The sequence below is a fragment of the Natronosalvus amylolyticus genome, from assembly GCF_024298845.1.
Lineage (GTDB): Archaea > Halobacteriota > Halobacteria > Halobacteriales > Natrialbaceae > Natronosalvus > Natronosalvus amylolyticus.
In genome coordinates, this window is record NZ_CP101156.1 from 583915 (window position 1) to 597361 (window position 13447).

General features: G+C 59.7%; 9 protein-coding genes. 5 read left to right on the forward strand and 4 right to left on the reverse strand.

Annotated elements, in window-relative coordinates:
- Positions 1 to 19 precede the first annotated feature (19 nt).
- Complete coding sequence (locus NLK60_RS02810; protein WP_254809382.1) at positions 20 to 1990, reverse strand: glycoside hydrolase family 36 protein; 1971 nt, start codon at positions 1988 to 1990, stop codon at positions 20 to 22.
- Positions 1991 to 2065: 75 nt separating this feature from the next.
- Between NLK60_RS02810 and NLK60_RS02815 the strand changes: the two genes are divergently transcribed.
- The 3 genes from NLK60_RS02815 to NLK60_RS02825 all read left to right on the forward strand — a co-directional run bounded on the left by NLK60_RS02815 (position 2066) and on the right by NLK60_RS02825 (position 6136).
- Positions 2066 to 4102 carry a beta-galactosidase gene (locus NLK60_RS02815; RefSeq protein WP_254809383.1) on the forward strand — a complete coding sequence of 679 codons (2037 nt, stop codon included), beginning with the start codon at positions 2066 to 2068 and terminating at the stop codon, positions 4100 to 4102.
- A gap of 148 nt (positions 4103 to 4250) precedes the next feature.
- Entirely contained in the window at positions 4251 to 5594 is a 1344-nt protein-coding gene (locus NLK60_RS02820; protein ID WP_254809384.1) for an alkaline phosphatase family protein, read from the forward strand.
- Between the two features lie 113 nt (positions 5595 to 5707).
- The gene (locus NLK60_RS02825) at positions 5708 to 6136 is read left to right on the forward strand and encodes a DUF371 domain-containing protein (RefSeq protein WP_254810414.1); all 429 of its coding nucleotides are present in this window, start codon (positions 5708 to 5710) and stop codon (positions 6134 to 6136) included.
- An 11-nt stretch (positions 6137 to 6147) separates the two neighbouring features.
- Here the strand turns inward: NLK60_RS02825 and NLK60_RS02830 are convergent, their stop codons facing one another.
- The gene (locus NLK60_RS02830; RefSeq protein WP_254809385.1) at positions 6148 to 9027 is read right to left on the reverse strand and encodes an ATP-dependent helicase; all 2880 of its coding nucleotides are present in this window, start codon (positions 9025 to 9027) and stop codon (positions 6148 to 6150) included.
- A gap of 77 nt (positions 9028 to 9104) precedes the next feature.
- On the opposite strand from NLK60_RS02830, the gene NLK60_RS02835 reads away from it, so the two are divergent.
- Complete coding sequence (locus NLK60_RS02835; RefSeq protein ID WP_254809386.1) at positions 9105 to 9839, forward strand: MBL fold metallo-hydrolase; 735 nt, start codon at positions 9105 to 9107, stop codon at positions 9837 to 9839.
- Positions 9840 to 10014: 175 nt separating this feature from the next.
- Here NLK60_RS02835 and NLK60_RS02840 read toward each other — a convergent pair whose 3' ends face one another.
- Entirely contained in the window at positions 10015 to 10290 is a 276-nt protein-coding gene (locus tag NLK60_RS02840) for a hypothetical protein (RefSeq protein WP_311136939.1), read from the reverse strand.
- A gap of 186 nt (positions 10291 to 10476) precedes the next feature.
- Positions 10477 to 11241, reverse strand: coding sequence for an enoyl-CoA hydratase/isomerase family protein (locus tag NLK60_RS02845; RefSeq protein WP_254809387.1), 765 nt, complete (start codon positions 11239 to 11241; stop codon positions 10477 to 10479).
- Positions 11242 to 11529: 288 nt separating this feature from the next.
- Between NLK60_RS02845 and NLK60_RS02850 the strand changes: the two genes are divergently transcribed.
- Positions 11530 to 13434, forward strand: coding sequence for an asparagine synthase-related protein (locus tag NLK60_RS02850; protein ID WP_254809388.1), 1905 nt, complete (start codon positions 11530 to 11532; stop codon positions 13432 to 13434).
- Positions 13435 to 13447 lie beyond the last annotated feature (13 nt).

Consider the following 13447-nt stretch of genomic DNA (forward strand, 5'->3'; position numbering starts at 1 on the left):
CTCGAGTCTGAGCGAGTGGCTACTGTCCACCGGTGAGTGAGTCAGGTGAGCTTTCTTCCAGAATCGTTTCGTCGCCGATAGTGAAAACGGCCGCACCATGTGGCGCGAGCGCTCGTTCGATCCTCCCATCGCTCTCGAGCGGTTCGCCAGCGAAGCCATCCCACACGATCGGCGCCTCGTCAGTGACGGCGGTTCCCTCGAGATAGCGCTGCGGGTCGAACGAAACGGTCGTTTGTTCGTCGCTCCAGTTGAACAATGCCACCGTTCTCGCCCCATCTCCCGTTCGTTCGCAGGTAACACGGGACGGGAACTCCCGGTCAGCAACTCCTTCGACGACGCCAGTTTCGACCGGCGGTAGGCTTCGCTCGAGGAGACGGCGTCCAGTGGGGTCGATTTCGGCAATACGGTCGGAGAAGACGTTCACGCCACCCGTGGTCGCGACGAGTGCGGCAAACGCTTCCCGTTCGGCCGTCGTGAGGTCGCTCGTTTCCCTGACGAGTTGGCAGTCGGGATCGTTGAGCCACCAGCGCCGGTGCAGGAACTGCCGTGTGAGGGTGTTTCTGACGGCGTTTTTGAGCGCCGGCTGACTGGCCGATTCACCCACCGTTTCCCAGACCGGGTCGGTGTCCGGACCGATTCGCATCGCATCGACGAGACCCACGCTCGGTGCAAGCGGTGCACCACAGCCGAGCACCGTGACGTCGTCACCGACGGTTTCGTCGATTATCTCCATCCCCGTTCGATAGGCCTCGATACGCGTGACGTCGTCGTAGCGCGACCCGGGAAGCGCGGCAGCGAAGAGGAAGTCGAGCTTGAGGTACTGGAAGCCCCACTCCTCGACGGCCGTCTCGAGGGTTTCTCGGAGCCACGACTGTACCTCCGGATGGGTCGTATCGAGTCCGTGCAGATGATCACCAGCGCGAAAGCCACCATCTACGGGTTCGTCGGTTTCGGGGTCGGTGATGAACCACTCCGGATGGTCCTGAAAGAGGTGTGAGCCGGCTTCCACGTAAAACGGGGCCAGCCAGAGGCCCGGCGTGAACCCCTCGTTCTCGATAGCTCCTGCCAATCCGGCCATCGAATCGAAGTCGTCGTCGATCGTTCGCCAGTCGCCAAAGGCGTTCATGTACCCGTCGTCGAGCTGGACGATATCGACGGGGATACCCCACGACTGGAGTTCGTCGAGATTTTCCCTGACGTCGGCTTCGGTGACGTCGGTGAAGTAATGATACCACGAACACCAGCCGGTTGGTACGGTTTCAGGTACTCTGGCATCCATCTCATCAGCGACGAGATCGGCAATCGTCACGAGGCCGTCTTCCAACGAGCGAGCCGTGTCGATCCAGAGCGTCGCACTCTCGAGGCTGTCACCCGGTTGGAGCGTGAGTCCATCGAACGGGCAGACGGCAGCAACCTCGTGGATACCCCGCTCGTCATCACGGACGTCGAAACGGGTGCAAAAACGGTCGTGCTCGAGAAACCCCATCGTCACCGCCTGCCCCGACTCGTCCACGAACCCGGTGAGGTAACTGCTCGTCCGCCTGTTCGTCGGTGCCTCGAGGTCGAGCATCATCGGAGCATTGTCGGACGATTCTTCGGGGAAGCGCTCACCGGCTGGGAGCGTCGCCGTGGGCGACCAGGACTGATAGCCGTGGCGGTAGATCCGACTGTTGGGGCCAAAGAGTGAGGAATCGTCAGATGTCTCGAGATCGAAGACGAGACTCTCGAGCGAACGTGGCCGTTCGCCGGTGTTGGTAATCGTCACCGATACGGCGACGCCGCCAGCAGTCGTCTCGAGCGAAACGTCCGTTTCGAGGGAGACATCATTTTCGAGCGTAGTAGCGGACGCGTCGGACGGTTCCGGACCCAGTGGGCGAACCTCGAGCGAGCCGTCGAGCATAGAACTTTCGTCGTCGCTCCGGCCGATGACTATCCTCGAGTGTTCGTCATCGTAGCCGACCGATGTTCCGTTTGCCGTTCGGTTGTGCATGGACGAGCATCGAACTGCCGTCACAAATACCCTGCTATGACAAGGCTTAGGTAGCCGTCGGCGAACGGTTTGGGTATGTCAGTTGGCGTCTGTTACTTTCCGGAACAGTGGCCTCGAGAGCGGTGGGAAACCGACGTCGAGGCGATGGCTGAGGCGGGCCTCGAGTACGTTCGCATGGCCGAATTCTCCTGGGCCGTCCTCGAACCAGAGCGCGGCGACTTCGATTTCGAGTGGCTCGACAGAGCCGTCGAACTAATCGGCGAACACGGGATGGAGGCCGTTTTGTGTACGCCGACTGCAACCCCGCCGAAGTGGCTCGTCGACGAACGGCCGGAGATTTTGCAAGCGGAACCCGACGGAACGCCTCGAGCGTTCGGCAGTCGGCGACATTACTGTTTCAACTCCGACGCCTACCGCGAAGAGACGCGCCGAATCGTCGAGAAACTCGCCGACCACTACGCCGATAACCCCCACGTTGCTGGCTGGCAAACCGACAACGAGTTCGGCTGTCACGACACGGTTCGGTGTTACTGTGATGACTGTTCGAGGGCCTTTAGCGAGTGGCTCGCCGAACGGTACGAACACGTCGAGGAACTCAACACTGCCTGGGGGAACACCTTCTGGAGCCAACGCTACAACGACTTCGAGGCCGTCGACCCGCCGCGTCACACTGCAGCCGAACACCATCCCTCGAGATTGCTCGAGTACTATCGATTCGCGAACGATTCGGTGGTCGAGTACAATCGGCTCCAGGCGGACCTGCTTCGCGAACGCAACGACGACTGGTTCATCACCCACAATTTCATGGGTCGGTTCGACTCGCTCGACGCCTACTCGGTCAGCGAGGACCTCGACCTCGTCTCCTGGGACTCGTATCCGACCGGCTTCGTCCAGGACCGCCTCGAGGATGGGCACCAACCCACGCCGGACCAGCTACGGGCAGGCGACCCAGACCAGGTCGGCATGGATCACGACATCTATCGAAGCGCACTCGACCGTCCGTTCTGGGTCATGGAACAACAGCCTGGTGACGTCAACTGGCCACCCCACTGCCCACAGCCGGGTGACGGTGCGATGCGACTCTGGGCCCACCACGCGGTCGCCCACGGGGCCGATGCCGTCCTGTATTTTCGTTGGCGACGAGCTGTCGAAGGTCAAGAACAGTATCACGCGGGGCTCCGAAAACAGGACGGCTCGCCGGACCGGGGCTACGAGGACGCGACGCAGACCGCCTCGGAGTTCGAGAACGTCCTCGCGGACGGCCTGGACCACGTCGACGCACCCGTCGCCGTCTTGCACGATTACGACAACCTCTGGGCGCTGTCCGAACAGCCACACGCGCCGGATTTCGAATACTGGAACCTGCTAGACGCCTTCTACAGCGCGTTCCGTGCACGCGGCGTGCAAGTCGACGTGGTCCATCCCTCCAGTGACCTCTCAGGATACGACATCGTGGCCGCGCCCGCACTACATCTGGTAACTGATGCGTTGGCTGCCAGACTGACCGACTTCGTCGAAACGGGTGGCGAGGTGCTGTTCGGTCCTCGATCGGGCGTCAAAGACGCCTACAACAAGCTGCAGCCACGACTCCAGCCCGGGCCGCTCACGGACCTGGTTGGCGCACGTATCGACCAACACGAGTCGCTGCCACCACACCTCGAGAGCTGCGTTACCCACCTCGAGACGGGCACGAACTACGAATACCGAACCTGGGGCGAATGGCTCGAGCCGACGACCGCATCACCACTTCTCGAGTACGATGGAACGACCGGTGGCGTTGCGTGCGGGCGACCGGCTGCCGTGGTCAACGACGAACGCGACGGCACCGTCACTTACTGTGGCGTCTGGCCCGAAGCCGACCTCGCAGACGCTCTCGTCGAACCGATACTCGAGCGGGCCGCCGTCGACTACAGCTCCCGACTCCCAGACGGCGTTCGCGTGGGCGCTCGCGATGGCTACACGTGGGTCACGAACTTTTCCAGTGACCGGTATCGGATTCGGCCCGCTAGCGAGACCACGCCGGTTATCGGTGGGCTCGAAATCGACGGCTTCGACGTCACCGTGGTCGAAGGCGACGCCGTTGACGACCTGTCCGTTGTCTCCCTCGAGTGACCGCTCGGAAGGGAGGCTGAGAACGTTCTGTTATACAATCGACGGGATCGTACCACTGTACTGGGGCAACACGTGCCCACTGTCCGTCATTCTCGAAAACAGTGTCTCGAGACGAACCTTCTTGTAGCCAGTCGGACTACGGTCTTCCATGGGTTTGTTCGACCGATTGCGCGGCGATGGAAATCCGCGCGTCGCGTTCATCGGCATCGATGGCGTGCCGTACAGTTTATTGGCAGATAACCGTGACCGCTTTCCTACCTTCGACGCCCTCGCGAAGGAGGGCACTGCCGCCGAGATCTCGAGTATCGTACCGCCGGAATCGAGTGCGTGCTGGCCGGCGCTGACGACCGGCGTCAACCCTGGCGAGACCGGTGTCTATGGCTTTCAGGACCGTGAGATCGGTACGTACGAGACCTATGTTCCCATGGGGCGAGAGGTCCAGGCCACTCGCCTCTGGAACCGAGTGACAGACGCCAATCGAAACGCCACCGTGTTCAACGTTCCCGTCACGTTTCCGCCACAGCGAGATATCCAGCGAATGGTCTCTGGTTTTCTCTCACCGGGCCTCGAGAAGGCTGCCTTCCCCGACGACGTCCGCCAGCAGCTAGAATCGCTCGACTACCGAATCGACGTGAACCCCAAACTGGGGCACGAAGCGGATAAAACTGCCTTCATCGAGGACGCCCACGAAACCCTCGATGCCCGGTTCGAAGCGTTCCGTCACTACCTCGAGGAAGACGACTGGGACCTGTTTTTCGGCGTCTTCATGACGACCGACCGCGTGAATCACTTCCTGTTCAAAGATTATGAACAGGACGGTGAGTACCACGATGAATTCCTCGAGTTTTACGAGAAACTGGACGACTGCATCGGCCAGATTCGGGACCTGCTTCCAGACGACGTCACGCTCGTCGTCGCCTCAGACCACGGATTCACCAGCCTCGAGTACGAAGTGCACTTCAACGAGTGGCTCCGTCAGGAGGGGTGGCTCTCGTTCGACACCGATTCACCGCAGGAACTCGCGGATATCGCCGACGAGACACGTGCCTACTCGTTTATCCCTGGGCGCTTCTATCTCAATCTCGAGGGGCGAGAGCCACGCGGTTCCGTCGCGGAAGCTGACTACGACGAGGTGCGAGACGAACTCAGAGCCATGCTCGAGTCACTCGAAGGGCCGGACGGCAACCCCGTCGTCGAACGTGTCGTCGACAAGGAGACGGCTTTCCGCGGCGAACACGACGCCATCGCACCCGATCTGGTCGCAATTCCAACCAACGGCTTCGACTTCAAATCCGGCTTCAAAGCCGACAACGAGGTGTTCGACGTTGGGCCACGAAACGGAATGCACAGTTTCGACGACACCACGCTGATCATCGACGACCCGGACGCCGAGATCGAAGACGCCGACCTGTACGACATCGCACCAACGTTGCTCGGGTTGATGGATGTCGATTTCAAGCGGTCGGCGTTCGACGGAGCGAGTCTAGTCTGATATAAGTCGCTCTCGAGCGAATCCGATTCCGTTTTCACCCGGTGACCGTTGGCTCGAGTATGGACGACGCGACGGACCAGCGTACACAGGAAGAGGACGCCCTCGAGTCACCGCTGACTGAAGTGATACACGCCCGGGGACACGAACACGTTTCGGCCCGACACTCGAGCACGTTCGAAATCACCTCGGACGACTTTCTGACGCCTGCCGGCGATTGTATCCTCGCTATCGAGGCCGACCGCACCCCTGCGGATTTTGCTCCCGAATTTATCGAGGCCTGCCAATCGAAGACGGCGACGATCAGGGTCACGATCGAGGCTGGTGGACACAGCGACAGCGTCGCCGGACGGGGCGACCCCGCACTCGAGTTTACCAACGAACGGAGTGCTGTCGGTCGAACGAGCGAGTACGTCGACGACAGAACGGTCATGCTCGAGGCCGAGCACGCTGCCGAAGGATTCGATCGTGAACTGGTCGATGTGCTCGAGGCGGGCCACGACGTGAAAGTGACGTTCGCCGTCGAATGCTTCGACAAACAATAGCTGCTACACTACTAGCGGGTACGACCGGATTTCTCGCCGATTTCCTCGAGGACGTGCTCGTGAAATGCCTGTAAAACGGCGCTCTCGTCTTCAGCCAGAACGACGTCGCTCGCCGACAGCGTGGCCAATCCGAACGCTCGAGGTGTCGGTGACTCGACGAGCTGTCTCGAGAGGTAAATCTCGCCAGTTTCGAGTTGCTCGACGATCCGTTCGATTTCGGAGACGGCGAGTTTGTCCTCGAGGATTTCGCGATACGTTTCGTCCATGACGGCAAAGTCCTCGAGGTCTTCGGCGAAACCGAGTAACATCTCACTCGAGACCTGCTGTTCGCTGGCCGATTTCTCGTAGCCCTTGTAGCGTTTGAGAATCATCAGCGCCCGGGTGGCATTGATGCGGAAATATCGCTGTAACAGGTCGGTTCCCTGTAATGCATTCCGAAGCTCTCCACGAACGGCCTCGGCGGTGAGGCCCTCGATAATCCCCTCGAGGTCCACTTTCCGATTCAATGGCATCGTCAACACGAATCCGTTGTCGGCCACGGCGACTTTCACGTCGGCGGTGGCTTGCTGTGCACATCGGTACGCGACCAGTCGGGAGAGCCCGTCGTTTACCTGTCGACCGTAACACGAGTGGACGTAATAGTGGCGCTCGTACTCCTGGCGGTCGCGTTCGACTTCGATTGCCAGCCGAGTGTCGGTGCTCACGCTCTCTGGCCCCGCGTATTGCAACTGATACTCGAACAGTCGCGCGATGGCTCGCACGCTCGAGTCGTCTAACGGGAATTCGCGAAGCCAGGCCCGAACTCTCGAGGCGCCACCCGCCCGATGGTGCTCGAGGAGGTCGCGCTGGAACGCGAGAATTTCACGCCCCATATCGGTCGAGAGCGGGAGGCGTTCGGCGAACCAGGAGGGGACCGTCGGCCGGGCGCTCGTGCGGTCGACGTACACCTTCGAGCCGCGTCTGTAGCGATACTCGAAGTGCTCGCCACCGAGTACGAACACGTCGCCTTTCTCGAGCGTGTCGAGGTAGTTTTCGTCGAGTTGGCCGACCCAGGTACTGTCGCTCCGGGTGTGGACATCACAGCTAAACGAGTCCGGTATCGTCCCGATGTTAGTCATGTAGATGACGCGAGCGAGGCGACCGCGTTTGCCCATAAGCGGCTGGCCGACAGCATACTCCTCGTAGTGATGCGTGCCGTCAGGTGGGTCGTTTTCGTCGCGCCAGACTTTCGCGTAGACGTTTCGGTCTTCCATCCCAGCGTATTCGGCGGTCAGGTACCGCATCAGCGCTTCCCACTCGTGGTCCCCGTAGGTTCGATACGGATAGGCTCGAGTCAGGATCTCCCGGATTTCCCGCTCGGGTCGGATTTCAGCGATCGCCATGCCGTACACGTGCTGGGCGGCGACGTCCTGCGCGTTTCTGGGTATGGAAACGGAGTCGACGAAGCCCTCGTCTGCGCGTTTACACATGACTGCGCACTCGAGCAGTTCGTCTCGGTCGAGTGCGATGACCCGGCCGGTCACGGTCTGGCCGACTCGATGGCCCGCCCGCCCCACTCGCTGTAAGAGCGAGGCGACCGATTTCGGCGACCCGATCTGGACCACGAGGTCGACGTGTGGCATGTCGATGCCTAACTCGAGGCTGGTCGAAGTGGTGACGACGTCGAGGTCGCCGGTTTTCAACGAGCGCTCGATACGCTGGCGAACGTCTTTAGAGAGACTCCCGTGGTGACAGCCGGAGTTTTCCTCGTCGTACGCGTCGAAACGCTCCCTGAGGCCGTGTAACACGCGCTCGGCTCCTGAGCGCGTGTTCGTGAACACGAGGGTGTTCGTGTGTGATTGGATGTGCTCGTGCAGTAGCGTGTAGAACTTTTCCTGGACGACGTCACGGCGGGTGTTAATCAAATCGTCGACGGGACACTCGAGTTCGATGTCGAACTCGCGAGCGAATCGAGCGTCGACGATTTCGTAGTCTCGGGGCTCGAGAGTGGGTAAGAGCGGTGAAACGTTTCCGTTTCCGTCGCCTTCCCGATCGTCCGCAACCGCATCGCTTCCCCGGCTATCCGCGTCCTCATGCTTCCCGTCACGATGTTCGCTACCAACCAGGAACTCCGCGACGGTCGACAGTGGGTCGATAGTCGCCGAGCAGCCGATGCGCGTTATTTCCTCGTCGTGGTCGACCAGCGAGGTCAGTCGCTCGAGGCTGACCGACAGGTGTGTTCCGCGTTTGTTCGCCGCCAGCGAGTGGATTTCATCGACGATGACGTACTCCACGGTTCGCAGTTTGTTCCGGAATTTCGGCGAGTTGAGGAGGATAGCGAGGGTCTCTGGGGTCGTATTGAGAATGTGTGGCGTCGTCTCAAGCATGGCCTGGCGCTCGCTCGAGCTGGTGTCGCCGTGACGGATCGCATGGCGTATCTCGTCGATGCTGTCTGCGTTTCCCTCGTCATCTGCCGTATTGTTATTGGAGCTGGATCTATTTGCTATTGAAGTAATACCTTCGAGCGGCACCTCGAGATTCCGGTGAATGTCGTTGGCGAGCGATTTCAACGGCGAAATATACAGACAGTAGACCGAATTCTCGAGCCCCGCCGTCTCACGACTGCGTCGATACAGTTCGTTGATGATCGCCGTAAACGAGGCGAGGGTCTTCCCGGAGCCCGTCGGTGCACAGATGAGGGTGTTCGTCCGCGACTGAATTCTGGGGATCGCACCCTTCTGTGGCGGGGTGAAAAATCCGCCGTTTTCGGGGACGTACTCGCCAAATTCCTCGAGCCACCATTGCCTGACGGCTGGCTCGAGAGCTTCGAAGACGTCACCGTCGTCGATAGCGACCGTTTCGGGATCGAACGGCAACTCTCCTGCCGGCACTGGCAGGGTATCGACGTTCATTAGCGGATTCTCAGGGCCGCCCCCTCAAATGCGTTTGGCTCCAAATCCTTTTACGCGATCACGGCACAGAGTCTGGTATGCGCGTCACGTTTCTCGGCACCGGCAGTGCGATTCCCACCGGCGATCGATACCAGTCGAGTATCCTCGTTCAGGAGGATGGCCACTCGTTGCTCGTCGACTGTGGCAGTGGCTCCCTCCAGCGCCTCCAGCAATCAGGGGTTGGATTCGAAGCCATCTCGAGTGTCCTCCTCACCCACCATCATCTCGATCACGTCGCCGACCTTTTACCGCTGATGAAGGCGCGTTGGCTCGCGGGTGAGGAGTCTCTCGAAATTGTCGGTCCACAGGGTACAAAGGCGCTCGTCGACGGGTTACTCTCGGTCCACGAGTATATGCAAGATCGGCTCGAGTTACAGGTTCGCGAAGTGGTCGCCGACGACTTTACGGTCGCCGGATTCGACGTTAGGGGGTATGAAACCAGACACTCGTTGCCGTGTCTGGCCTATCGTTTCGACGATTACCTGACGGTAAGCGGTGACAGCGAGGCGTTCGCTGGCCTGGCGAACTTCGCCGATGGCTCCGGGATTCTGGTCCACGACTGTTCGTTCCCAGACGATGTGGACGTCTCGAATCACCCGACGCCGGACGCCCTTGGAAAAGTTCTCGCGGGCAAAGACATCGGTCGCGTCTATCTGACCCACCTGTATCCACACACGGAGGGACGCCACACCGAGATGCGCGACTCGATCGCTCGCCACTACGATGGTGACGTTCGGTTTGCCGAGGACTTACAGACGGTTTCGATCGAGTGACGCAGGAACTGGCCAGCAAGAGGACTGCTTCGTCATCTGCTCTCGAGAACGCTCGAGAGAGTGTCACAGGGATGGCTCGAGCGTAGCTACCCACGTACCATCCCAAACGCCGACTGGTGGAATAAATCAACCGATGACGAATGATTTACTCCGCCAGTTCAAGTTTGGGAAGCCACTAGAGACGTTGTGCCTGCCCCGAATCGTCATCGTCCAGATTGGTCTTGAGATGTATCTCGTCGTCGGTCACCCGGTCGATGGATGATACCTGTAGGGGATAGGTGTCTTCGCTGGTATCGCCCCAGCCGAGTTTCGCCTTGATGGTGTCTGTCATCCCCGGGTCCGGCTGGACGTGTGCCGTCCCGTGTTGGATCGCCGAAACCATACCGATTGGCTCGCCGTTTGCGTTCACGACCGTTTTCCCGATGTCGCTCTCAGTTACTTCGTGGCCCATAGCATTCAAGCACGCACCAGGGACGGGGATGATGGTAGTGCCTGCATCAGCAGGCAGAGACGAGTCTCGGTTCTCGAAGACGGTTGTGAATCCCGTGAAACGATTTCGTGGAAACGTTGGGTGCAGTGGTTTGTCACGCCTGAACGTGTGAGGCGTTTGGTTCACACGGGACACTTGACGGAGGACTCAGTCGAAATCCGGTTTTCGCCCCTCGAGGAACGCGGACACGCCTTCTTCGTGTGCGTCCGACGTGTATGCCTGCACCTGCAGCAAGTTTTCGTACTCGAGTGCCTCTCCCCAGTGTCGACCGAGGTTTTCGTGCATTCCTCGTTTCATCAGCCCGATAGTCGACGTCGGACGCCGGCCCAATCGCTCGACGGTTTCGGTCACTCGTTCCTCGAGGTTCGCAGCCGGAACGGCTTCGTTGATCAAATCGAGATTTGCTGCCCGGTCGGCGTCGAAGAACTCACCGGTGAACGCGAGTTGTTTGGCCGTGCGAAGGCCGACCAGTTTGGGCAAGAGGAAGGTTCCACCCGTATCCGGGATGAGTCCGACGCGGACGAACGCACACGAGAACGTTGCGTCCTCGCTCGCATAGGCGAAATCCGAAAGGGCGGCGATTGCCAACCCAGCGCCGACAGCGTCACCGTTGATCTTTGCGACGATCGGCACGGGACACTCGAGCATCGCTTCGACGACGCGACCGAACGTCTCCGAAATCCGGTCGAACGCCTCCTGCGGTCCTTCCCGACGTTCCGCCATCGCCTCGATGTCGCCCCCGGCGCTAAATGCCGGCCCCTGGCCGGTAAGGACGACCGCGTGGTACTCGGATACCGTGGCATCTTCGATCGCATCCGCCAGTTCCTCGGCCGTCTCCGGCGTAAACGCGTTCATCACACCTGGTCGGTCGAACGTGATCTCGAGCACGCCATCGGCACTGTCAACCTGCATACCTCGAGTATTGTGTAGGGTCCGCTTAAGTCCCCTCGATAGCAGATCGAGGGATACCGACTGTTGGGAGCGAAGCCGGAGCGTCCCGTCGTGTTACATCATGTAGGAATCCAAACGAAACTCTCTCCCCACAACCGTCCTGCACACTGCGTTCGTTGACCGGCCGCCACATCTATAGTTCAGCAATCATATTGACGCCGAAGACTCCCGTGTTCTCCAGAGAGTAACGAATTCCTACCAATCGCCACTGAACGAATAACGATACTTCTGATTCCGGTCTCCCCGTTCATGGTTGGACTCACTGGCCGTATCGGATCACCGGTCGAGGCATCTCGAAGCGAGGCAGCGTCGTTTGAGGCCTCGCTCGAGGGGCTGCTACACACCGATCGATTGTCGAGTTCCGTCATCTATGACGGCAGAGGAAACGCAGAGTCACACCGCTTCCAGGTTGGATACACTGCCTACCCTTCGTATCCGATCGAACGTTTCGAAACCGAGGAGTACCTGTTCTGTCTCGAGGGCATACTGTACGACGTCCCGGATGCGTCGCTCGCAGATGAACTGCAGTCTATCGCCTCGCTCCTGTTCGAAACCGGACAGAGGACTGACGACAAAGGAAATTCGACGACGGACGCTCAACTCGAGGAATTCCGGGAGTGGCTACTCGACGTCGATGGCACCTTTCTCTGTGCGATTCTCGAGAAGGAAACCGGTGAACTCGTGTTGTTCAACGACGTATTGGGCCGGTTGCCAACGTATTACTACGCCGATTCGGATCGTGTTCTGTTCTCTCGAGAACTTCGATACCTGCTCGAGTCGGTTCCACCCGAATTCGACCGACTCGGGGCCGCCCAGTGTTTGCTCTTTGGGTACTCGTTGGGCACGCGTACGCTGATCGATGGAGTCGAGCGGCTGCGACCGGGAACGCTGGTTCGTATCAGGGCCGATCCGCTCGACCTGGAGATCATCGACGTCCATACCTTCTCGTTCGACGACCCGAAACACACAACCCGGACTCGATCACAGAACGCCAGGGAGTTGGCGACCCGATTCGTATCCGCCTGTGACCGTCGCGCTGGTTCGTTCGAGACGGATCTCATCTCGCTGAGTGGTGGGCTCGATTCGCGCTCGGTACTCGCCGGCTATCACGCCGCCGGCCGACAGATCAAAGCGGCGACTATGGAGTCAGCGGAATACGTTCCCATTTCGGACGTCGAACTCGCCGAAGAGTTGGCTGACGCGTTCGATGTCGAGTGGCAATCGTACGACGTCGGCCATCCGTCCGGCGCAGACCTCGATACGCTTATCAAAACGAAAAACGGTCAAATCGGTCTCATGACTTCGTTCGTGCTGACATTTTTACGCCAACTCGAGGCCGACCACGGCCACTCGATGGCTTATATTACGGGTGACGGTGGCGACAAAGCGCTCCCCGACCTGACACCGTCCCGGTCGGTCGAAAGGGGAGATCTCCCCGACTACATCATCGCCGAAAACAGCATCCTCGACATCGATCAGGTGGCTCGAATAACGGGTGTGTCGACGGCGGCGATTCGCCAGAGCGTTCGCGAACACGTCCGTACCTATCCCGAGACGACCGTCGATGGGACCTACATACACTTCCTGCTGTACGAACGGGCCGCAAACTTCCTGTTTGAGGGAGAGGACCGAAATCGGCTCTTCTTCTGGAGTGAAACACCGTTTTACTCGCTCCCGTTTTTCCGCTATGCGATGAACTGTCCCCCAGAACAGAAGACGAGATACAAACTGTATCGTTCCTTCCTCCAGTCACTCTCACCAACTGCTGCGAACTGTACGCATGCGCTCTATGGTGCGCCAGTCAACTCCTACCGACACGCAGCTGGGGCGCTGGCCGACGATATCCTGTCACGGTATCCGTCCGTCCTCGAGACGCTCAAGCCGATAATCAAGTCCGTCAACGACCTCGACACCGAAGCGACACTCGACCCGGCGACGCTCGAGTGCATTCGAGACCAGGTCGACCGTATCGACACACTGGAAGCCAGGTTCGACACCGACGAACTGCATCAGTTCCTCGATACCGCTGATGACCGCGAGAAGTATGCCGTCTACCGAATCTTTGCGTTGACATCCGTTATCGACGACCTCACGTCCACCGAGCAGAACCGGCCGAGCATTCTCGAACGGCGCAGCGACACAATATTTGCTTGATATTCCCTCGAGT